At 68.3% G+C, this 19,828-nt stretch carries 24 protein-coding genes; 12 read left to right on the top strand and 12 right to left on the bottom strand.

Annotated elements, in window-relative coordinates; genetic code table 11:
• Position 1: 1 nt before the first annotated feature.
• From FHX72_RS19770 to FHX72_RS13485, 4 genes are read right to left on the bottom strand one after another with little or no spacing between them, the layout of a single operon-like run.
• Entirely contained in the window at positions 2 to 925 is a 924-nt protein-coding gene (locus tag FHX72_RS19770) for an ATP-binding protein (RefSeq protein ID WP_183625811.1), read from the bottom strand.
• Positions 922 to 1,632 carry a response regulator gene (locus tag FHX72_RS13495; RefSeq protein ID WP_183625810.1) on the bottom strand — a complete coding sequence of 237 codons (711 nt, stop codon included), beginning with the start codon at positions 1,630 to 1,632 and terminating at the stop codon, positions 922 to 924. The genes FHX72_RS19770 and FHX72_RS13495 overlap by 4 nt, the downstream gene beginning before the upstream one ends.
• Positions 1,633 to 1,681: 49 nt before the next feature.
• On the bottom strand, positions 1,682 to 1,993 hold the full coding sequence (locus FHX72_RS13490; protein ID WP_221186945.1) for a DUF4190 domain-containing protein: 312 nt from the start codon (positions 1,991 to 1,993) through the stop codon (positions 1,682 to 1,684).
• Positions 1,993 to 2,580, bottom strand: coding sequence for a DUF3060 domain-containing protein (locus tag FHX72_RS13485; RefSeq protein WP_183625809.1), 588 nt, complete (start codon positions 2,578 to 2,580; stop codon positions 1,993 to 1,995). Before FHX72_RS13485 ends, FHX72_RS13490 begins: the two co-directional genes overlap by 1 nt.
• A 218-nt stretch (positions 2,581 to 2,798) precedes the next feature.
• Here FHX72_RS13485 and FHX72_RS13480 point away from each other — a divergent pair, with 218 nt between their 5' ends.
• From FHX72_RS13480 to FHX72_RS13470, 3 genes are all read left to right on the top strand, one after another.
• Entirely contained in the window at positions 2,799 to 3,371 is a 573-nt protein-coding gene (locus FHX72_RS13480) for a hypothetical protein (RefSeq protein WP_082775225.1), read from the top strand.
• A gap of 10 nt (positions 3,372 to 3,381) precedes the next feature.
• Entirely contained in the window at positions 3,382 to 3,855 is a 474-nt protein-coding gene (locus FHX72_RS13475; RefSeq protein WP_183625808.1) for a SprT-like domain-containing protein, read from the top strand.
• 93 nt (positions 3,856 to 3,948) lie between these two features.
• Entirely contained in the window at positions 3,949 to 5,154 is a 1,206-nt protein-coding gene (locus FHX72_RS13470) for a mechanosensitive ion channel domain-containing protein (protein ID WP_183625807.1), read from the top strand.
• An 18-nt stretch (positions 5,155 to 5,172) separates the two neighbouring features.
• Here FHX72_RS13470 and FHX72_RS13465 read toward each other — a convergent pair whose 3' ends face one another.
• Entirely contained in the window at positions 5,173 to 6,201 is a 1,029-nt protein-coding gene (locus tag FHX72_RS13465; protein ID WP_183625806.1) for a pirin family protein, read from the bottom strand.
• Positions 6,202 to 6,265: 64 nt separating this feature from the next.
• Here FHX72_RS13465 and FHX72_RS13460 point away from each other — a divergent pair, with 64 nt between their 5' ends.
• From FHX72_RS13460 to FHX72_RS13450, 3 genes are all read left to right on the top strand, one after another.
• Complete coding sequence (locus FHX72_RS13460) at positions 6,266 to 7,309, top strand: threonine aldolase family protein (RefSeq protein WP_338110140.1); 1,044 nt, start codon at positions 6,266 to 6,268, stop codon at positions 7,307 to 7,309.
• 27 nt (positions 7,310 to 7,336) lie between these two features.
• Complete coding sequence (locus FHX72_RS13455) at positions 7,337 to 7,855, top strand: DUF6630 family protein (RefSeq protein WP_183625803.1); 519 nt, start codon at positions 7,337 to 7,339, stop codon at positions 7,853 to 7,855.
• Positions 7,856 to 7,952: 97 nt separating this feature from the next.
• Positions 7,953 to 9,428 (top strand): HNH endonuclease signature motif containing protein, encoded by a 1,476-nt coding sequence (locus FHX72_RS13450; RefSeq protein WP_183625801.1) that lies wholly within the window; start codon positions 7,953 to 7,955, stop codon positions 9,426 to 9,428.
• 24 nt (positions 9,429 to 9,452) lie between these two features.
• On the opposite strand, the gene FHX72_RS13445 is transcribed toward FHX72_RS13450, so the two are convergent.
• Positions 9,453 to 9,596: a hypothetical protein gene (locus tag FHX72_RS13445; protein WP_156479783.1), complete on the bottom strand. Its 144-nt coding sequence runs from the start codon at positions 9,594 to 9,596 to the stop codon at positions 9,453 to 9,455.
• Between the two features lie 185 nt (positions 9,597 to 9,781).
• On the opposite strand from FHX72_RS13445, the gene FHX72_RS13440 reads away from it, so the two are divergent.
• Both FHX72_RS13440 and FHX72_RS13435 read left to right on the top strand, forming a co-directional pair.
• Positions 9,782 to 10,282 (top strand): GNAT family N-acetyltransferase, encoded by a 501-nt coding sequence (locus tag FHX72_RS13440; protein ID WP_183625799.1) that lies wholly within the window; start codon positions 9,782 to 9,784, stop codon positions 10,280 to 10,282.
• 16 nt (positions 10,283 to 10,298) lie between these two features.
• Positions 10,299 to 11,099 (top strand): alpha/beta hydrolase, encoded by an 801-nt coding sequence (locus FHX72_RS13435; protein WP_338110139.1) that lies wholly within the window; start codon positions 10,299 to 10,301, stop codon positions 11,097 to 11,099.
• A gap of 39 nt (positions 11,100 to 11,138) precedes the next feature.
• Here the strand turns inward: FHX72_RS13435 and FHX72_RS13430 are convergent, their stop codons facing one another.
• From FHX72_RS13430 to FHX72_RS13420, 3 genes are all read right to left on the bottom strand, one after another.
• Positions 11,139 to 11,714, bottom strand: coding sequence for a TetR/AcrR family transcriptional regulator (locus tag FHX72_RS13430; RefSeq protein ID WP_156475665.1), 576 nt, complete (start codon positions 11,712 to 11,714; stop codon positions 11,139 to 11,141).
• A 99-nt stretch (positions 11,715 to 11,813) separates the two neighbouring features.
• Positions 11,814 to 12,191: a UBP-type zinc finger domain-containing protein gene (locus FHX72_RS13425; protein WP_068479350.1), complete on the bottom strand. Its 378-nt coding sequence runs from the start codon at positions 12,189 to 12,191 to the stop codon at positions 11,814 to 11,816.
• Positions 12,188 to 12,481, bottom strand: coding sequence for a hypothetical protein (locus FHX72_RS13420; protein WP_156475666.1), 294 nt, complete (start codon positions 12,479 to 12,481; stop codon positions 12,188 to 12,190). Before FHX72_RS13420 ends, FHX72_RS13425 begins: the two co-directional genes overlap by 4 nt.
• A gap of 135 nt (positions 12,482 to 12,616) precedes the next feature.
• Between FHX72_RS13420 and FHX72_RS13415 the strand changes: the two genes are divergently transcribed.
• From FHX72_RS13415 to FHX72_RS13405, 3 genes are all read left to right on the top strand, one after another.
• A complete protein-coding gene (locus FHX72_RS13415; RefSeq protein WP_338110138.1) occupies positions 12,617 to 14,020 on the top strand; it encodes a M20 family metallopeptidase in 1,404 nt (467 codons plus the stop codon).
• The gene (locus FHX72_RS13410) at positions 14,017 to 15,021 is read left to right on the top strand and encodes an ATP-grasp domain-containing protein (RefSeq protein ID WP_221186944.1); all 1,005 of its coding nucleotides are present in this window, start codon (positions 14,017 to 14,019) and stop codon (positions 15,019 to 15,021) included. The genes FHX72_RS13415 and FHX72_RS13410 overlap by 4 nt, the downstream gene beginning before the upstream one ends.
• A 78-nt stretch (positions 15,022 to 15,099) precedes the next feature.
• Positions 15,100 to 15,258 (top strand): hypothetical protein, encoded by a 159-nt coding sequence (locus tag FHX72_RS13405; RefSeq protein WP_183625795.1) that lies wholly within the window; start codon positions 15,100 to 15,102, stop codon positions 15,256 to 15,258.
• Between the two features lie 603 nt (positions 15,259 to 15,861).
• Here FHX72_RS13405 and FHX72_RS13400 read toward each other — a convergent pair.
• Positions 15,862 to 16,203, bottom strand: a complete 342-nt coding sequence (locus tag FHX72_RS13400) for a hypothetical protein (protein WP_183625793.1) — start codon at positions 16,201 to 16,203, stop codon at positions 15,862 to 15,864.
• Between the two features lie 13 nt (positions 16,204 to 16,216).
• Between FHX72_RS13400 and FHX72_RS13395 the strand changes: the two genes are divergently transcribed.
• Positions 16,217 to 17,140 carry an LLM class flavin-dependent oxidoreductase gene (locus FHX72_RS13395; protein WP_338110137.1) on the top strand — a complete coding sequence of 308 codons (924 nt, stop codon included), beginning with the start codon at positions 16,217 to 16,219 and terminating at the stop codon, positions 17,138 to 17,140.
• Here the strand turns inward: FHX72_RS13395 and FHX72_RS13390 are convergent.
• A complete protein-coding gene (locus FHX72_RS13390) occupies positions 17,110 to 18,627 on the bottom strand; it encodes an aldehyde dehydrogenase (NADP(+)) (protein ID WP_183625789.1) in 1,518 nt (505 codons plus the stop codon). The genes FHX72_RS13395 and FHX72_RS13390 overlap by 31 nt on opposite strands.
• Before the next feature lie 13 nt (positions 18,628 to 18,640).
• A complete protein-coding gene (locus FHX72_RS13385; protein ID WP_068479376.1) occupies positions 18,641 to 19,648 on the bottom strand; it encodes a proline racemase family protein in 1,008 nt (335 codons plus the stop codon).
• Between the last annotated feature and the right edge of the window lie 180 nt (positions 19,649 to 19,828).

Raw genomic sequence — 19,828 nt, 5'->3', positions numbered from 1 at the left:
CTCAGCGGGCTCGCAAGACGGGAAGGGTGAGGCGCACTCGCGTGCCGGAACCTTCTCGGGAGGTGAGCGCGACCGAACCACCGTGGCGGCGCACGATGACGGTCACGAGCGCGAGGCCGAGTCCAGACCCCTGAACGTCCCTGGAGTTTCCTCCACGCGCGAGCTCCTCCCACACGCTTGGCAGGTCGGCGACGGGTATCCCCCGCCCCGTGTCCGCGACGTCGAGGTGCACAACCGCGCCTGGCTGCCCCGCGAGCTCCTCGCTTGCCCGAACCTCGATGCGCGCATCCGGGGCCGAGTACTTGGCCGCGTTGACGGCGAGGTTGTAGATGGCGATGTAGAGCAGATCCGGGTCACCCTCGATGGTCGGCAGCGGCCAGGGTGCCGCCGGAAAATCGACGTGCATCGATCTTCCGAATTGCGCGCGGACCGCGTCGGCAACGTCGCGCGTCACGGTCTCGAGGGAGACAGTCTCGAAGTCGAGGGGCGCCGACTCGAGTTCGGAGAGCTTTCGCAGCTCCGCGACGAGTGCCCCGAGGCGTTTCGATTGCGTGTCGATGACGCCGAGCTGTGGAGTCCTCGGAACGCTCGCGGCTACGGCCGAGCGCATTGCCATGAGTGGGTTCTTGAGCTCGTGGTCGAGCCTGTCGAGGAAGCGACGGTGCGCGAAAGCCGCTTCCTGGCCTGCGGCTGATCGAGCCTCGGCCGTCGCACGCGCTGCGGCTCGCGCCGTCCTCGCGTGCGTGAGCAGCAGCAAGGCGGCGACGAGGGCCATTGCGACAGCGCTGAACGCCACAAGAGCAGGCAGGCGGATGCCCAGCTCCAGCGTTCGCGTGTCACCCGCCACGAGCATCCACACGGCAATGAGGGCCCCCACGACGGCGGGCGCAAACGCCAGCAGCACGAGCGGCTTCGCTCGCCTCACTGCGTCACCGAATGCGCGAACCGGTAGCCGAAGCCAGGAACCGTGTGGATGAAGGTCGGCGACTGCGGGTCATCGCCGAGCACCTTCCGGAGCTCGGCGATGCGGTGATCGATGGCGCGCGTGTTCGCGGCGAACGTGAACCCCCACAGTGCCTGCAGGAGCCGCTCACGCGAGTGCGCCTCGCCTGGCCGCGCCATGAGGTACTCGAGGACATGCATGGCCTTCGGCGTGAGGGTGACCTCGCGCCCTTCAAGCCACACGCGCCTCGCGGTGCGATCAAGGCGCAGCCCGCCGGCCCGCAGCTGCTGCGCGGCGACGAGCTGCGCCTGTCCGCCCGCAACTCTGCGCAGCACCGCGCGCACCCGTGACACGAGCTCCTGCGGGTCGAACGGCTTGTTCAGGTAGTCGTCGGCCCCCTCCTCCAGTGCCGCGGAACGCTCGAACGACTCCCCCACCTTCGTGAGCAGGATGATCGGCGTCCAATCGTCGCCACCCCGGAGGCGGCGCACGAGCTCGCGACCGTCAACACGAGGCATCATGACGTCGCTCACGACAACGTCGGGACGGCGAGCAGCGAAGCGAGCGAGCGCATCCGCCCCGTCGATCGCAACCTCGACCTCGAACCCCGAGCGCGACAGGAAGGGCGCGAGCGAGTCGGTGATCGAGGACTCGTCGTCAACGAGGAGCAGTCTCGGCAGCGCCGTCACCCCTCGCGATAGCGCCCCTCCTGCTCCACCTTCGACGGCCACTACGACCTCAGCGCTGACCGTAGAAGATGCCGACGGCGCCGCCGACCACCGCGAGAACCACGAAGACGACAAGCGCCACGAGCGCCAAGTAGCCGAGGATCGTGCCGATTATGGCGAGCGGCAGGCCACGCTCGCCCGTGCGACGGATCTGCCTCATCGCGATGTGCCCGCAGATGACCGCGATCACGTTGAAGCCGATGATGCCGCCGATGAGGCTCACGACGGCAAGGACGTTCATGCTCGGCTGCGCTCCGGCGTACACCTGCGGACTTCCGTACGGTGCCTGCCCGTTCGACTGCTGCGACTGGTGGATGCTCATCAGTCGGCCTGGAATGCTGCGTTGGCGTTCCCGGAGTTACTGACCTGAGGGCTTCCCGTCTCCCAGCTCACGACGTTCGCCGTTCCATCCATCGTGACGGACTGCGCGGACGCGACGAGCACGTTGTTCGTGCTCCCCGCGACGTTCAGCGTGCCCACGTTCTGTGCGACGACGACGGTCGTGTTCGAGTTGATGGTGAGCGACGAGCAGTCGTCCGTCACCTCCACGACCTGCGCCGTGTACGTGCCATCGATCGTTAGCGCGCCTCCGTTGCACGTGAGCGACGCGGTGACGCCCTCGCTGAGGTCGGTGCGGGTCTCCGACGCGCCTGCTGCCCCCGTCGCGTCGCCATCCGTGCTCACGACCTCCGGTGCGCTCTCCTCCGGTGCTGGCGAGTCGGCCGTCGCGTCCGGGGCGCTCTGCGTCTCGGCAGGCGCAGGCGCGACCGGCGCTGTGGTCTCCGCCGCCGGCGCGGTTGCAGCCGGCTCCTCGACGACTCTCGCGGTGCATCCGGTGAGTGCGAGGAGCCCGGCCGCTGCAATGGATGCGGCGGCGAGGCTCGTGATGATTCGTGTCTGTGTCTTCATGTTTCCAAGCTAGGAAAGAGTCATCGTCAGCTTGTCGTCACGCTGTCGCAGTATCGCGACAGCCCGGTCCTCCCCCGCTCGTCATGATGCCGACCGCTCGGGCATCCGGCAATGGGGACAACTGCCCGGGCACCCCACTGGCCGCGCTCCTCGACGACCTCTCCACATCCCGGCGGGGGATGCGCCCATTCCGGCGCCACTGCGGCTAGCCTGCTGGGGTGTCAGACGCTCCCATCATCCTCGGCTACGACCCGGAGACCCTCCGCGAGCGCATCGACGTCGACGCTGCGGAGGCGCGCCTCGCCGAGATCGCCGTCCTGCGGTCCCTCTCCGCCCTCAACGAGAAGGTCGCGCTGCTTCGCATGCTCGGTCGCCTCGACGAGGCGTTCGATACCGCGCAGACCGCGTACCGCCAGTCCCGCTTCACCGGGGCCCGCGAAGATGCGCTCGCCGCGCGCGTCCGCAAGGCTCAGGTGCAGCAGTTCCAGGGCAAGCACGACGTGGCGTTGCAGGACCTCACGGGGTGCGTCGACGAGGCGCTCACCCACGAGTGGGACGAACTCGCCGCGTTTGCGCTGCAGCACCGGGGCAAGGTGCGATTCGAACAGCGCGAGTACACGGACGCGCTCGTCGACTTCGAGCGCGCGCACGAGCTGCGCCTCGCGCGAGGAGTCGCGGCCGATCAGCTGCAGTCGTCGAAGTTCGCGATCCGCGTGACCCGCGCGATCCTCGAGGGCGACGAGGAGCCCTCCTCGGAGCTGAGCGAGCCGATCACCTCGATCGACTCCTAACCGGGCAAGAGTGGCCGACCTGGCCAAGGTGCGCGTGTGGGCAGAGGCCCTCATCCGCATGCACCTCGACGACACCTGGAGCTTCGCCTTCGACCACGCCAAGAAGCGCGCTGGCGCTTGCAACTTCCGCGACAAGCGCATCACGGTCTCGCGCTACCTCTCCGCCCGTTACGACGACGACACGGTGCACCAGACGCTGCTGCACGAGGTCGCCCACGCGGTCGCCGGCCACAAGGCAGGGCACGGGCCTGAGTGGAAGCGAATCGCCGACGACCTCGGCTACGTCGGCGGGCGCACGCACGACGGCGAGGTGGCCTCGGAGTTCGCGAAGTGGGTCGGCGTCTGCCCGAACGGGCACGAAGTGCTCCGGTTCCGCCGCCCCCAGCGCGGAAGGCTCGTCTCCTGCCTGCGCTGCGCGCCGGCGTTCGATCGCAGGTTCCTCATCCAGTGGCGCGAGCGTTCGGACGCGGAGCGCCACGGCTGATCCGAGCCAGCGAGCACGGAGACTCGCTCACTAGCGTGGCTTCTCCAGCCCTCCGCTCTCGAGAGGAGGGGCCTCCACTCCCTGAGGAGGAACGTGCTCGATCCCTGGCTCAACTTTGTTCTCTCGCTTGCCATCGCCGTCGTCGCGGCGGTCGCCCTGACTGCCCTCGTCGCCCTCATCATCCGGCTCGTCGCGAAGCGTCTGCGCTGGCCCGAGCCGCTCGTGCGGCACACACGGCGCCCCTTCCGCGTCGTCGTCCTGATCATCGCCCTGTGGGCGGCAGTCGCTGTGGCCTTCCCAGCTGCGGGCGCAGAATCCTGGCGGGACATCATCTACCACGCGCTCACGATCGCCGTGATCGCGGCTGGCGCCTGGCTCATGGCAGGTCTCGTCGCCTTCTCGACCGACATCACGCTCGGCCGGAATCGCATCGACGTCGCGAACAACCGGGTTGCGCGGCGCATCCGCACCCAGACCCTCATCTTGCGGCGTTTGGCCGTCGCCGTGATCGTCATCATCGCGCTCGGCGCGATCCTGCTGACGTTCCCGGCGGTTCGGACGGTCGGCGCGAGCCTGCTCGCCTCGGCCGGGATCGCCTCGGTCGTGGCGGGGCTCGCGGCCCAGTCAGTACTCGCGAACATCTTCGCCGGCCTCCAGCTGGTCTTCAGCGAGGCTCTACGCGTCGACGACGTCGTGGTGGTCGAGGACGAGTGGGGGCGCATCGGCGAGATCACGCTGAGCTACGTCGTCGTCGACCTCTGGGATGACCGGCGACTCGTCCTCCCCTGCACCTACTTCACGACGCAGCCCTTCCAGAACTGGACTCGACAGGGCAGCGAGCTGCTCGGTTCGGTCGAGCTCGATGTCGACTGGCGCGTCTCCCCCTCGCTCATGCGGGAGCGCCTCGCCGAGGTGCTCACACAGACCGACCTCTGGGATGGGCGTGCGCAGGTCCTGCAGGTAACCGAGGCGACGGGCGGACTCGTCCGCATCCGAATCCTCGTGACGGCGCTGGATGCTCCCACGCTGTTTGACCTGCGATGCTTCGTGCGCGAGGCGATGGTCACCTGGCTGCAGCGAACCATGCCGTCGGCACTGCCTGTGCAGCGGGTGCTCATCACGGAGCCGGCGCCCCCTGATGGGTCTGCGACTCGAGAATCCCAGGACGAAGACACGAGAAGCGACGACACGAGCGCGAGCGGCTCTGGTCTGTTCACCGGGAGCGTCCAGGCTCAAGAGCGTGCTTCGGTGTTCACGAACGCGATCCCCATCGTCGACCACGACGAGCCCGAACGCTAGCGTCCTGCTCCGCCCACCTCAGTCCTCGCGGGTACGCCCTCGAGGTTTGAGGCGCACGGTCGGGAGGGCGGGAGCCGGCAGGGTCTTGCCGCCGTGACTGTCGACGCTCCCGAAGCGTGCATCCGCCGCCGGGCCCAACCTGGTCTGCTCCCACTCTTCACGGGCCGCCGCGACATCGTCGTGCGAGGAGCCGACGAAGTTCCAGAACATGACGATCTTCTCGTCGAACGGCGCACCGCCGAGGAGCAGCGCGCGCCCGCCGTCCGCCGCGCCGACGACTGCCCGGTTCGTGCCGACGGGCAGGTAGCCGACGGCGCCAACCGGTAGCTCGACGTCGTCGATCGAAATGCCCGGCGAGCAAGCGAGGATGCCGTGCTCGAACCCCGGCTCCAGGTCGAGCTGCGCCTCCGAGCAGCCCTGGAACGCGAGTTCGACACCCAGGAGCGGGGAGAAGCTCGGCGCGTCCGAACGGAGCCCGCCGAACTCCCCCACGAAGACGGTCGCCTCGACGGGCGCATTCGCGCCGGCCGACGCCGCCAACCGCATCGACGGACACTGATCCAGGCCAGCGAAGGCCGGGGGCATGCCTCGCACCTCGGCGGGCAACGCCACCCAGAGCTGCACCCCGTGGAGCACGCGAGAGCGAGTCGGGCGCTCGGACGAGACCTCGGAGTGGGCGATGCCTCGGCCCGCCGTCATGACATTGACACCGCCTGGCGCGACCTCGTGGCGGCTGCCGATGGAGTCGCGGTGCACCACCTCGCCGGAGAACAGCCAGCTGACCGTCTGCAGGCCCGTGTGCGGATGCGGAGCAACATCCATCCCTGTGCCCGACGGCAGGTCGACGGGCCCGTAGTGGTCGATGAAGCACCATGCGCCGATGAAGTGGCGGAACCTGTTCGGGATCGAACGCAGCACCGGCAGCGAACGTGGTGCGCCGAGCGGCACCTCCCGAGGCAGGAGCAGCTCGATGCCCGCGACCACCTGCCCGGTCTCGTACGCGGCCTGCAGCTGCGCCTCGATGGGGTTCGCCTCGGCGTTGCTCATGTTCCGAGCGTAGGCGCGTTCGCATGAGTTTTCATCGATGCGAGAGGTACGGAAGAATGGGTCGGTGATTACGCAGCTGCACGACCCCAGCATCCGCACGTTCACGAGCGACAACGCCGCGGGTGCGCACCCGCAGGTGCTGGAGGCGCTTGTCACCGCCAACGGTGGGCACGTCGGAGCGTACGGGGCTGACCCGTACTCGGCTGCGTTCCAGGCGCTGTGCCGCGAGCTGTTCGGCGCAGAAGCGATCGGGCTGCCCGTGTTCAACGGCTCCGGTGCCAACGTCGTCGCGCTGCAGTCGATGGTTCCCCGCTGGGGCGGGGTGGTCTGCCCCGCGTCCGCGCACATCAACACCGACGAGAACGCCGCGCCCGAGCGCGTCGGTGGAGTGAAGCTGCTCACGGTCGAGACTGCAGACGGCAAGCTCGCGCCCGCCGACATCGTGCGCGCGGCGGCAGTGCGGCGCGACGTGCACCGCGCGACGCCCCTCGCCGTGAGCATCAGCCAGGCGACCGAGGTAGGCACTGCCTACTCGCCAGTCGAGGTGCGGGCGCTCGCCGATGCCGCCCACGCGAACGGCATGTGGTTGCACGTCGACGGGGCACGGCTCTCGAACGCCGCCGCCCACTTCGGCTGCAGCCTCGCCGAGGTCTCGAGCGCAGCAGGAGCCGATGTCATCAGCCTGGGCGGGACCAAGAACGGCGCGCTCGCAGCGGAGGCGGTTGTTGTTGTCAACCCGGAGGCCGTCTACGGCGCCGAGGAGGCGAGGAAGATCGATCTGCAGTTGTCGTCGAAGATGCGTTTCGTCTCGGCGCAGCTGCTTGCCCTGTTCGGCGGTGACCTCTGGCGGGTGAACGCCGAACACGCCAACGCCATGGCCGCCAGGCTCGCCGCCGGCATCGAGGCCGTCGACGGCTGCTCCGTGCCGCTCCCCCGCCAGGCGAATGGCGTCTTCGCCGTCCTGCCAGGGGAGATCGCGGAACGCGTCAGCGAGAACTACGCGTTCCACACCTGGGATGCATCCACGGGACTCGTCCGATTCCTCTGCTCGTGGGACACGACTGAGAGTGATGTGGATGGCCTCATCGCGGCCGTCGCGGGCGCGTAGGCGAGAGGGGCGGGTACCCTCGGGGCCGTGACTGACTACACCGCCTGGGAACGCCTCTGCACGCTCATCGACGACGACCCGGAGATCTGGCCAAGCGTCCAGCAGGCACTCCAGGGCGAGACGGACGGTGAGAGCGAAGACGAAGACGGCGGCGGCGGCGACCAGGAGGACACCGACGAGAGTGGTGTCGAGGAGGACGACGGCGCAGGCGAGGCCTGGGCTGCACTCATCGACGCGCTCGACGACTGCGGCGCCCTCGCCTACCTCCACGCCGACGACACGGCCATGGAACTCGCGGATGCCCTGGCTGGGGTGCCGAGAGTCGTGCACCTCGGGCTCGACACCGATGAAGTCGGCGACATCGACGGCGACGTACCAACCGCGTCGGCTGCGGCGGACGCACTCCTGGCCCCGTCCGGCCTCGCACTCGTGTTCCTCGAGGAGGACAGCGACGCATATCCGCTTGTTGTCGTGCCGCGCGAGTCCGTCACCGAGATCGTTGACACGGCCGCCGCGCTCGGGTTCGTCGCACGACAACTGCCGTAGCGGACGCACCGGTCGGGCACAGATTGCCCGCCAGGAGGCACAAAAAAGTTATCTCGTGTTCCTAGTAAATAGATTCTATTTTTGCTAGCATCGGAGCATGTACCAACCGGCGGCAGGCTTCGAGCAGCGGTGGCGTTTCGACGTCAGCGATCCGGCTTCCGTCGCTGCCGAGCGCGCCGCGATTCTGTCCGAGACGTCGCGCATCGAGTCGGCTAAGCGGGCGATCGTTGCTGAGCAGATTCTCCTTGAGGCTCGCGCGTACAACTTTGGCTACCTCCTCGACCTCGCCGAGGGGCACCCCGGGATGGGCATGCACGTGCGCTCGATCTCGGCGGAGATCTCGTTCGAGGTGCAGGCGAAGCATGGCCTCGTGATCAGGCAGCTCGCCGGGTCCTGGAACGCCGTCCGGGAGTTCCCCGCGGCGGTGGATGCCGTCGCCGACGGACGCATCTCCGGCCACCACCTCGATGCCATCGTCTCGTCAGGCCTCCTCATCTGCCACGAAGTCGAAGCCGAGCAGGCGGCACTTCGCGCCCGCTACGTCGAGCTCGCTCTCGAGCAGGTGAGCGGGCAGATCCTCACGGATGCGGCGCTCAAGCGCATCACGGCGCGTATCGCCGAGGAACTGACGCAGATCCCCCTCGCCGAGCGCCGCCGGAAGACACGCATGAAGGGCTTCGTCTCGGTGACAGACACGGGCGATGGGCACGGGGTGCTGCACGTCGGCGGCTCGCTCCTCCTGCTCACCGCGGTGCGTGACAGAGTCCGCAAACAGGCAACGTTGGTCATGCGGGCACGCACAAAAGCCGAGAAGGCTGCCGCAGCCTCCAGCAAAGCACCACAGGCCGAACCCGATGAGAGGACACTCGGAGAAGTCAGCGCCGACCTCATCTGCGACCAGCTCCTCACGAGCGACCCCACTTCGACAACCGCAGCGAGTGGCGTCCAAGCAACGGTGAACCTGGTCATCCCAACCACGACTTTGCTCGCCGACGAACGCGAACCCGGCCATCCGCCAGGGCTCCTCGACGGCCTCTCCCCCGTGCCGATCGACGAAGCCAAGCGGATCGCAGCCAAGGCTCCGATGTTCACGAGAGTTCTCACGCACCCCATCACCGGGACCGTCCTGGCCGTTGATACGTACAAGCCGACCGCCGCCATGCGGAGATTCCTCGCGGCCCGCGACGTGCACTGCCGCTTCCCCGGCTGCCGGCTCCCCGCGCGCGGATGCCAAATCGATCACACGCAGGAATGGCAGCACGGCGGCAAGACCTGCGCCAGCAACCTGGAACACCTCTGCGTCTTCCATCACGTCATGCGGCACGCTGCCCCATGGTCGGTCGACCAGCTCGAAGGCGGCGTGCTCGATTGGAAGACACCAAGCGGCAAAGCGCTCACCGACAGACCCGAGCGACAGGGTGTTCGGTTCGTGCCGACTGACGAACTCGCGACCCTCAGCGGAGCTGAGTCCACCCCCACGAACACGATCTCAACTACGGCCGAGACCACATCCGCGTGTCCACCCGAAGCTCACACGGGACGAGACCCAGGCAACCACCCACCGCCGTTCTGACACGGGCGACCAGGTGAGGCAGGGCTACACCTCTTCGATACCGACGCCGCGGAGAAGGAGCCGCTGCTCACCGACTCCTGGTTGCTCGGAAACGAAGAACTGCGCGAGGAACCGCTGCAATTTCATGGCGACCATCGCACCACCGGTCGTGCGGAGTGAAATGCTCATGATCTGCCCCTCGTTCGTCGCAACCTGACCTCTTGCCGCCAGCGTAGGAACCCAAGGGGCCTGACGAGAAGCGGTGCGCGCAAGACGCGTACGCGCGCCGACACCAGACTTCTCGGGGCGAAACACAACGTCACCGAGACGACCTACCTCGAGCGAGAAGTCGGGATGCGGAGCACTATGTGCGCATGACATCCGCCCTCACCGTCCGCCGCCTCGACGTCACCTCAGCAGAGGTCAGCGAAGTGCTTGACGCCCTCGACGGCGAGTACCGCGCCAGGTACCGGGAGTTCTACAAGAACGACATCGCCGCCTACCCCCTGACCGACTTCATCGCACCAGACGGGGCGTTCGTCGGGATCCTCGACGGCGACCTGCTCGTCGCGGCCGGCGCCATCCGCCGCTACGACGAGACCACGGCCGAAGTGAAGCGCATGTGGACGCGCGACTCGCACCGCCGCCGCGGCCTCGCGCAGCGAGTGCTCCGTGAACTCGACACCGCCGCAGGAGAGCTCGGCTACACGCGCATCTTCCTCACGACAGGCTCCCGCCAACCAGAGGCGGTCGCCCTGTACCGTGCCTCCGGCTTCGAAGGCGGCGAGCGGCGCATCCCCGAATTCGACCTGCCCGTCTTCGCCTTCGAGAAGCCCGTCAGCACAGCCCCGACCGCGGACCCGCTCAGGCACTGAGGGATATCCTCGGGAGGTGCCAGCAACTCCCCCGAACACGCAGCCACCCCGACGCAAGCGCAGCCGGCTGCGGCGCGCCCTCATCTGGACGTTCTCCGTCATAGCCGCCGTCTTCGTGGCCGCGATAGCCGCATTCCTCATCTGGGCGAACGTCGGCGTCATGGCCGCCGAGCCCGAACCCCTCGAAGCCGTCACCGCTGACCCCGCGATCACGGTCACGGAAGTCGATGGCTCGCTCGTGCTCAGCCCAGCCGAGGCACCAAGCGACACGGGACTCGTCTTTATCCCAGGCGCCAAGGTCGAACCATCCGCCTACGCGGCAAAGCTCTCGAGCCTTGTCGCCGACAGCAACCTGACGGTTGTCATTCCGCAGCCTCTCCTCAACCTGGCGTTCTTCGACACCCGCACGATCGACGACTACGCGGCAGCGGCCCCGGGCGTCACCACCTGGGCAGTCGGTGGGCACTCACTCGGCGGCGTCCGCGCCTGCCAGCTGGCAGAATCGCCCGAGGTCGAAGGCCTCCTCCTCTTCGGCAGCTACTGCGCCAACGACCTCGCCGCGGACGAGTCGCTCGACGTCCTCAGCATCACCGGCAGCGCCGACGGGCTCACCACCCCGCAGAAGGCAGCGGATGCACGCGGCCTGCTCCCCGCGGACGCCGAGACCGTCGAGATCGAGGGCGCGAACCACGCCATGTTCGGGAACTACGGCCCGCAGTCGGGAGACGGCACGGCGACCATCCCAGACGCTGACGCGCGCGAGCAGATCTCCGCCGCGACGGCAGCCTGGGCAGCCGAGCTACAGCCGGCAGGCTGAGCCTGCACCTCAGCGTCCGCCTCGAGCAGGTGAGGGTTCTTACCCGTCAGCGAGCATCCGCCGCACGGTGAGCTGCACGTCGATGGACTCACTAGGACGACCCCCAACATGCTGACTCTCGGCGGGCAGCGACAACCGATGCAGCACCACCCCGTCGATGAACGCGAAGAGCGCTGCGGCGCGCGCCTCTGGTTCACTCACACCCAGGGCGGCGACGGCCCCAACGGCCCACCCGCGCAAGCGATCGCGTCCGAGCTGAACCGCCGCGGCCACCGATGGGTTGTGGATGCCCTCGAGAAACAGCGCGTAGCGAGCGAGCGTCTGCACGCGGCCGGGGCCTGCCATGGTCTCGACTGCCGCCTCAATGGCGTCGCAGAATCGATCGAGGTTCGGCTCACCCCACTCGTAGCTCAGGAGCCACTCCGCGTAGTCGCTTCGCTCAAGGTTCTCGATGACCCCCTCGATGAGCGCCTGTCGCGTCCGGAAGTGGTTCGACGTGGACCCTCGTGGAAGCCCAGCCTCAGCGTCGACTCTCGCGTGTGTGAGGGCCCGCATGCCGCCTGAGGCCAAGAGCTCGAGGGCGGCAGAAAGCGAGCGATCACGCGTGGAGGGCACCACTTCACTATAGACGTAGTACAAGCACTACGGATGTAGTAACAGCTTGCCAGCGGCCGGTAGCCAAGCGGGAAACCGGAAGGGCGTAGCGACACAGACCTACTGATGGATGTGCGCTCGCCAGTCGGCCGGGAGTCGGTCGGCCGGGCCCGGCGTCGCCACGTCGTCGGGCTTTGACGTAGGCGCGGCTAGCTCAGGCCCGTCCAGTGACACCTCGCCCGTGAAGTCCCAGTACCAGCTCTCGCCTGGCTCGAAGGACTGCATGTAGCGGTGGCCGGTCTCGCGGTAGTGCGCGGTCGCGTGCTGCGCGGGTGAAGAATCGCAGCATCCGATATGCCCGCACGCTGCACAGCGCCTGAGATGCACCCACCAGCCCTGCGCGGCGTCGCACTCAACGCAGCCCCCGGTTCCTAGCGGCGGTGCGGTGACGTCAATGCCCTCGGAATCAGTGGAGAGGACCGTAGCTTCATTGCTCATGAGCGAAGCGTACGCTCGTGCCGCGAGTGCGCGATGAGTCCTGGCACAAAGAGCACGAGGGCGACAGGCAGCATCGCGAAGAGCCCGATGACGTGCCAGAGCTGCCCGGCCGCGACTACCGCCAGCAGCGCGCCGCCCATCCGCAGCCAGCTCGCGAGTTTGGGAGTGCCAGGAGGGTCCTTGAAGATGGGGAGCCTGCGTCCGGCGCCCGCCCTGCCGACGAGGAAGTGCGCCCAGGTCGTAAGCCCGAGGCTGAGCCCGAGCAGCACGGCACCGACGATGAACATCACGCTGCCACTGTAATGGAGCTTCACGTTACGGCCCACGACGGCAACCCCGACACGACTCTGCACGCTCCCCGAGAATCGAGGCACGATGGATGCAGACGGCTCGCCCGGGGCCGCCGGCGGCAAGGAGCACACCACGTGAGCGAAGCAGCGGACCCGACCAGCGCACCCCGAGAATCCAGGGCGACCCGCGGGATCAGGGTGGGCGCATCCCCCACGACCCCGAGCAGCACGTACCTCGACCTCGTGGCGGCCGAGACCGCGATCGCCGCAGCCGCCGCCCCGCGGATCACCTCGGCTCACGAAGGTGCGTCCGGCGATGACGCCGCGGCCGTCCGCGCCGCCTCTGACTCCCTGCAGCCAGAGCTCGTCGAGCTCTCGCACCGCATCTTCGAGTACGCCGAGGAAGGCTTCGAGGAGACGCAGAGCGTCGCCGACATCGCCGAGCTCCTCGCCGAGCACGGTGTCACGGCTCAGGTAGGTGCCTTTGGACTCGACACGGCCCTGGTCGCCGAGCTTGCGCTCGGGGAAGCGGCTCCGGATGCGCCGACGGTGGCGATCCTCGCGGAGTACGACGCCCTGCCGGGTGTCGGGCACGGCTGCGGGCACAACATCATCGCGGCTTCGGCCGTAGGCGCGTTCCTCTCGCTTGTCGAGGCGAGCCGCACGCGCGAGCTCCCCGCTGGACGTGTGCTGCTGTACGGCAGCCCAGCGGAGGAGGGCGGAAACGGCAAGGAGATCATGGCTCGCGCCGGCGCCTTCGAGGGCGTCGATGCGGCCATCATGATCCACCCGTTCGGCTACGACGTGACGGACCAGCCCTTCATCGGCCGGCGCATCCTGCGCGTGCGCTACTACGGGGTCCCCGCCCACGCATCAGCCTCCCCGTTCCAGGGCCGAAATGCACTCGACGCGGCCAACCTGAACTACCAGGCGACGGGCCTGCTCAGGCAGCACCTCTACCCGGGCGACCGCATCCACGGCGTCATCGTCAACGGCGGTCAGCGCCCGAACGTCGTGCCCGAGTTCGCGGAGCTCGAGTACTACGTGCGCTCGAACGCAGCCAAGACGCTCAAGGAGCTGAGCCTTCGCCTCGAGGACATCGCCAACGGCATCGCCCTCGCCACCGGCACCGGCGTCGAGGTCGAGTGGGACCCGCTGCCTTTCACGATGCCACTGCGCTACAACACTCCCCTTTCGGAGCGGTGGGCCGTGCACCAGGAGACGCGTGGCCGCCGCGTGCTGACCAAGGCGTCCGTGCCGTCGCACCTCGCAGCCTCGACCGATTTCGGTAACGTCAGCGTGCGCGTGCCCGGCATCCACCCGGTCATCGCGATCAGCCCACCCGACGTGAGCCTGCACACGCGCGAATTCGCCGAGTATGCAACGAGCGATGCCGCGAGCACGGCCATCGCCGATGCGAGCTCCGGGCTCGCTCTTGTCGCCGCAGATTTCCTCGCCGATTCCAATCTCCGTGCTGCCGCCCGCGCCGATTTCGACGCGGCAGGCGGCGCACTCGACGTCGAAGGGTTCTTCTCTTGAGCACACAGATCTCCACGCAGCCCGCTGCATCCACGCCCGCCGTCTACGCCCTGCACGAGAACCCCGAGTGGTGGCCGCCGTTCCAGGCCGCGTTCGAGAAGGCTGGCGTGCCGGTCGTCGAGTGGCGACTCATCGAGGGCGTGCTCGACATCGACGCGCTGCCGCCAGAGGGCATCTTCTGGTCCCGCATCAGCGCCTCATCGCACACGCGCGACCACGCGCTGGCGAAGGACTACGCGCGGTCGGTGCTCAACTGGGTCGAGGCCGCGGGTCGCCGCACCGTCAACGGCCGCCGCGCCATCGAGCTCGAGGTCAGCAAGGTCGATCAGCTGACGCTGCTTCGCAAGGCGGGCATCGACACCCCGCGCACGCTCGCCATCATCGGCAAGCAGGGACTGCGGGATGCGGCGCGCGAGTTCCCGACGCCGTTCATCACGAAGCACAACCAGGGCGGAAAGGGCCTCGGTGTGCGCCGTTTCGACGACTTCGCCGAGTTCGAGGGCTACCTGGACTCCCCCGAGTTCGAGGAACCGCTCGACGGCATCACCCTCCTGCAGGAGTACCTGCGGCCCGCTGGCGGGTTCATCACTCGCGTCGAGATCGTGGGCGGCGAGCACATCTACTCGATCGCGGCAGACACCATCCACGGCGGCTTCCAGCTCTGCCCGGCGGACGCGTGCGCGATCGACCCAGACACCGGCCGCCCCGTGGTCCCGCCAGGCGCGGAGCTGGCGCCGGAGCCAGGTACCTCGATCTTCTCGCTTCGTCAGGGCGGCCACGACGATCTCGTGGAGCGCCTCGTGGCCTTCACGAACGACATCGGCCTCGAGATCGCCGGCATCGAGTTCATCGAGACCGAGGACGGCCGCCAGGTCGTCTACGACATCAACACGAACACCAACTACAACGCCGACGTCGAGCGCGTCGCAGAGGGCTCCGGACCCGGCGCGATCGCCGCCTACCTCGGCCGAATCCTGCGCGAGACCTACCCGCAGGGCTGAAACTACCCCGAAGGGCACCCTGAGGCCATCTGCCACACGACGATGTGAATCGTGGTTGGCTAGGTGCGTGATGCACCTATGACTTCAAAGCCGCGCCAGGTCGAGGAGCTGCGCCGGATGCTCTTCGAGGTCTTCTCGGCGTCGACCAGGCGCAAGCTGATCCTTCTGGTGCTCGGCACAACGTTCGCTTCCGTGCTCGACCTGGTCGGGGTGCTCGCCATGGTGCCGCTCATGTAGGCGCTCAGCGGTGACTCGTCGGCGACCATCGCGGGAGCCGCGATCCTCGACCCGCTGCTTCCCTCCCCGGCGAGCCCCGACTACATGCTCGCGGCCGCAGGGCTCCTCGCAGGCGCGTTCATCCTCAAGGCGGTCTTCGGCCTGGTCTTCCGCTGGTGGGCGTCGGGGGTCCTCGCCCACGAGCACGTTCGCGTCGCATCGAACCTCATGCGCAGGCACTTGCTCGCCCCGTATTCGATGCACCGTCGCCGCGGCTACGCGGAGCTCTCGAACGTGCTCGGCACAGTTGTCGGGATGGCCTTCCGAGCCATTTCGACGGTGCTCGGGATCGTTGCCGAAATGCTCTCGATGCTCATGCTCGCGGTGGCCGTCATCATCATTCAGCCAGCCCTGGCCGTCGCCTCGTTCCTCCTGATCGCAGTGCTCGGGCCGGTCTTCCAACGCGTCGTGCGGGCACGGCAGGAGCGTCTCGGTCGCCTGAGCATCCACCTGGCGCAGGCGGCCGGAGCGGCGACACTGCAGGCCTGCGGCGGCGCCCAGGAGGTCAAGCTCCGCGACAACGCTGGCCCGTTCGTCGACGAGTTCGAGGGGGCGAATCGTCAGTCAGTGGATGCGCAGCGCCAGCTCGGCTTCCTCGGCGAACTTCCGAAGCACGTGTTCGAGATCGTCTTCGTGTTTGTCCTTGCCGGAGCGGCGGTAGTGCTGTTCTCGGCGACCGGCGGGAGCGGCTCTTCCCTGGTCGCCCTCGCGACATTCGGCGTCGCCGGCGTGCGGATGCTGCCGAGCGCCGTCCGTCTGCTCGGCTCGGCCGGCGCCCTGAAGGCGTGCTGGCCCGGCGTCGAAGCGCTCCTCGAGGAGTACGACGAACTCGATGAGCTTGACGAGCACGTGCCTCCGCTCGGCGAGGTGAGCTTCGCTGGCGACCTGAACCTCGACGACGTGCATTTCGCCTACGCGGATGCGCCCGACGTGGAGGTCCTCAAGGGCGTCTCACTCCGCGTCCCGCGTGATGGGAACCTGGCACGCCGACGCGCTGGTTCAGGAAGCCGAGAGCGGCCTGTTCGCAGACCCGAGGCTGGTTGCCCGCACTCCGGCGCCGCGAGAGCGTTCTGCGGCCCCTGGTCCGCTGAGCCTGCCACGGAGTCCACAGGGCCACCCGGTGCTCATGCAGGCTGGTGCCTCTCCCCGCGGCATGGAGTTCGCCGCGAAGTGGGCGGAGCTCGTCTTCATCGCGGCCGACGGCATAGAAGGCAACCTCGCCGTGCGCACCGAGCTGCGCGAGCGCGCGCGCCTTGCCGGGCGCAACCCGGACGAGCTCAGGGTGTGCGCGGCGATTCAGCCCATCGCTGGATCGACGAACATCGATGCAGCCAGTCAGCGGGCCTCACTCCTCGCGCACATCGACGAGGCCTCCGCCGTGCGCTCACTCGCCCGGCTCATGCACGCGGACCCGGCCAGCATCCGGCTCCAAGACCCTGCCGTCGACTTCCTCGCAGACCATCGGGACGCAACCGGCAGCGAAGGATTCGAGGACATGCTCGCCGCGGTGTGTCGACGCGAGGGACTGACGGTGCGTGACCTCGCGCTGCGGCAGTCGTTCGATCAGCTCACGCCGTCGCCGACCGGCAGCGGGGCCGACATCGCCGACGAGCTCTGCGAATGGCAGGACGCCGGAGCCGCCGACGGTTTCGTCGTGACTCCCGCCATCCTGCCTGGTTCGCTTGCGGACTTCGTCGAATACGTCGTCCCCGAGTTGCGCAGACGCGGGCGCCTTCCGGAGGCGGAAGCCTCACCGACCGCACCCACGCTGCGCTCCCGCCTCTCGTCGAAGTTCAGGCCTCTCGGCGAAGCTCAGGCCTTCGAGCCCCAGCTGACCGACTGACCGGCGGCGGCACGCTGCTGCGGCACGCCCCAGGGGTTGGCATCCTGCAGCGGTTCCGGCAGCGCCTCCTGCGGCGCGCCCTGGTAGGCGACGCCGCGCAGGAAGCGGGAGATGGATGCGGTGCCGACCGACGTGGAGGTGTCGTTCGAGGTCGCCGGGTAGGGTCCGCCGTGCTGCATCGCCGGAGTGACGGCAACGCCCGTCGGCCAGCCACCGAAGAGCACACGTCCCGTCTTCCTAGCGAGGCCAGCGACGAGAGAGGAGAGCGCGGGCGACTGCTCGCCAGCCGCGGCATGCACCGTGCCGGTCAGGTTGCCGACGTAGAGCTCGTCGAGGCTCGGAGCCAGCGACGCCTCTTCGGCGTACTCGACGATGATGGAGAACGGTCCGAAGACCTCGTCGAGCAGTGTCTCGTCACCGGCTTCGAGCTTGCTCGCTGGCACTGCAACGATCGTTGGCGTCGCCCAGACGTTGCCGTCGTCGCCACTGCGCACGGACCCTTCCGCAACAACGCGAACGCCCTCCGCGTCGAGCACCGCAGCACGTCGCTCGATGTAGGCGCGTCCGATGCTCGGGTTGAGGAGGCGGTGCTCGGCGGCCTGCTCGGCGGCCTGCGAGACGCGGAGCTCAAGCTCGGCGGCCGCATCCGACGCGGGTACCCAGAGGAAGCCGGGCTTCGTGCAGAGCTGCCCCGCGGAGCCGGCAACCGAAGCGGCGTAACCGGTCGCGATCTCCTCGCCGCGCTCAGCGAGGGCGGCCCCCGTCACGAACACGGGGTTGACGCTGCCAAGCTCGCCGTAGAACTGGATCGGGCGCGGTCGCGCCGCGGCCTTGTCAGCGAGCAGGCGACCCACGCGGATCGACCCAGTGAAGGTGCCGACATCGACGCGGTCGTCTTCGAGCACGGTGACACCGGCCTGCTGGCCGAGGACAAGCGCGAAGACGCCGTCGGGTGCCCCAGCAGCGCGAAGCGCGCCCTCAACAACCCGCGCCGTCGCGACCGACAGCTCCGGGTGCCCCGAGTGGCCCTTGACGATGAGCGCGCAGCCGGCAGCGAGAGCCGCAGCCGAGTCCCCACCCGCCACGGAGAAGGCGAACGGGAAGTTGGAGGCAGAGAAGTTGACGGCCACGCCGACCGGCACGAGCATCCGCCGCACGTCGGGGCGTGGTCCGAGCACGAAGTCGGGGTCTGCCTCGTCGAGGCGAACGTCGAGGTACGAGCCGTCGCGGATGACATCCGCGAAGAGACGGATCTGCACGGTCGTTCGCTTCAGCTCGCCCGTGAGGCGAGCCTGGGCGAGGCCCGTCTCGCGCATGCCGATCGGGATGAGCTCCCCCGCGGCCTGGTCGAGCGCGTCAGCGACCGCGATGAGCGCCGAGGCGCGTTCGGTCGGGGGCGTCGCCGCCCAGACGGGGGCGGCGACGGCTGCCGCCGCGAGAATCTGCTCGAGCTCGGCGTCGCTGGTGAGCGGGGTGGGTGTGCTCATCGATGAGTCCAATCTAGAATTCGAATCCTGCCGGGAACGGGTCTGTCGGGTCGAGCATGTACTGGCCCATGCCGGTGATCCAGGCACGGCCCTTGATGGTCGGGATCACGGCCGCGTGGTCGCCCACCTGCACCTCGTCGATGAGCCGCCCCGTGAAGCTCGTGCCGATGAACGACTCGTTGACGAAGTCGGTGTGCAGCGGCAGCTCACCCCTGGCGTGCAGCTCGGCCATGCGTGCGGACGTGCCGGTGCCGCAGGGCGAGCGGTCGAACCAGCCTGGGTAGATCGCCATGGCATGACGCGAGTGGGCGGCATCGGATCCAGGAGCTATGAACTCGACGTGGTGCACGTGGTCGACGCCCTGGATCGTCGGATGCTGAGGTGCGTCGTGCGTGTTGATCGCGTCCATGATGGCGAGCCCGGCCCGCATGATGTCGTCCTTGCGGGCGCGGTCGAAGGGCAGGCCGACGTCCTCGAGGTCGACCATGGCGTAGTAGTTTCCGCCGAACGCGAGCGAGTACCTGAGCGCGTCGATGCCAAGTTCCGGCACCGGGACGACGGCGTCGAGGCGTTCGCAGAAGCTGGGCACGTTCTCGATGGTAACGCTAACAGCACGTCCTTCGCTCACTTCGACGCGAGCAATCACAAGACCCGCCGGAGTATCGAGCCTGATGACGGTCTCCGGTTCGTGAACCTCGACCATCCCTGTCTCGACGAGCACCGTCGCCGTGCCGATCGTGCCGTGCCCGCACATGGGCAACAAGCCGGAGACCTCGATGTAGAGGACACCGAAGTCGGCATCCGGCCTTGTCGGCGGTTGCAGGATGCTCCCGCTCATCGCGGAGTGGCCGCGCGGTTCCCGCATGAGGAACGTGCGCAGGTCGTCGCGATGCTCCTGGACAAAAAGGCGCTTCTCGTTCATGGTCGCGCCGGGGATGACCCCAACGCCTCCAGTGACGACCCTGGTCGGCATCCCCTCCGTGTGGGAATCGACGGCGGAGATGACTCGTGATGCTCGCATGTCAGATGACCTCGTGACGTGAAGTAAAGGGCTGCCCGGAGTGGGGGCACCCCGGGCAGCCGGCCCGGCGGGAAGAGGGGGATCACCCCGCGGGCCAGACGCAACCGGCGCTATTGCCGGATTGCGTCGCATGGTGCGGGAAGAGACCCGCGAGCAGACGGCAGGGGGCTTGAACATCGA

The organism is Pseudoclavibacter helvolus (assembly GCF_014191305.1).
Taxonomy (GTDB): Bacteria; Actinomycetota; Actinomycetes; order Actinomycetales; family Microbacteriaceae; genus Pseudoclavibacter; species Pseudoclavibacter helvolus.
Note: the sequence above shows the minus strand (reverse complement) of the source record. Positions and strands in the feature narration are given on the sequence as shown.

Bases quoted from the DNA above. Each gene is read 5' to 3' on its own strand.
- FHX72_RS13490 (WP_221186945.1), bottom strand. From the start codon at position 1,993: ATGAGCATCCACCAGTCGCAGCAGTCGAACGGGCAGGCACCGTACGGA.
- FHX72_RS13485 (WP_183625809.1), bottom strand. From the start codon at position 2,580: ATGAAGACACAGACACGAATCATCACGAGCCTCGCCGCCGCATCCATT.
- FHX72_RS13465 (WP_183625806.1), bottom strand. From the start codon at position 6,201: ATGAGCAACGCCGAGGCGAACCCCATCGAGGCGCAGCTGCAGGCCGCG.
- FHX72_RS13450 (WP_183625801.1), top strand. From the start codon at position 7,953: ATGTACCAACCGGCGGCAGGCTTCGAGCAGCGGTGGCGTTTCGACGTC.
- FHX72_RS13445 (WP_156479783.1), bottom strand. From the start codon at position 9,596: ATGAGCATTTCACTCCGCACGACCGGTGGTGCGATGGTCGCCATGAAA.
- FHX72_RS13440 (WP_183625799.1), top strand. From the start codon at position 9,782: ATGACATCCGCCCTCACCGTCCGCCGCCTCGACGTCACCTCAGCAGAG.
- FHX72_RS13425 (WP_068479350.1), bottom strand. From the start codon at position 12,191: ATGAGCAATGAAGCTACGGTCCTCTCCACTGATTCCGAGGGCATTGAC.
- FHX72_RS13405 (WP_183625795.1), top strand. From the start codon at position 15,100: ATGACTTCAAAGCCGCGCCAGGTCGAGGAGCTGCGCCGGATGCTCTTC.
- FHX72_RS13400 (WP_183625793.1), bottom strand. From the start codon at position 16,203: ATGCACGTCGTCGAGGTTCAGGTCGCCAGCGAAGCTCACCTCGCCGAG.
- FHX72_RS13395 (WP_338110137.1), top strand. From the start codon at position 16,217: ATGCGCCCGACGTGGAGGTCCTCAAGGGCGTCTCACTCCGCGTCCCGC.
- FHX72_RS13390 (WP_183625789.1), bottom strand. From the start codon at position 18,627: ATGAGCACACCCACCCCGCTCACCAGCGACGCCGAGCTCGAGCAGATT.
- FHX72_RS13385 (WP_068479376.1), bottom strand. From the start codon at position 19,648: ATGCGAGCATCACGAGTCATCTCCGCCGTCGATTCCCACACGGAGGGG.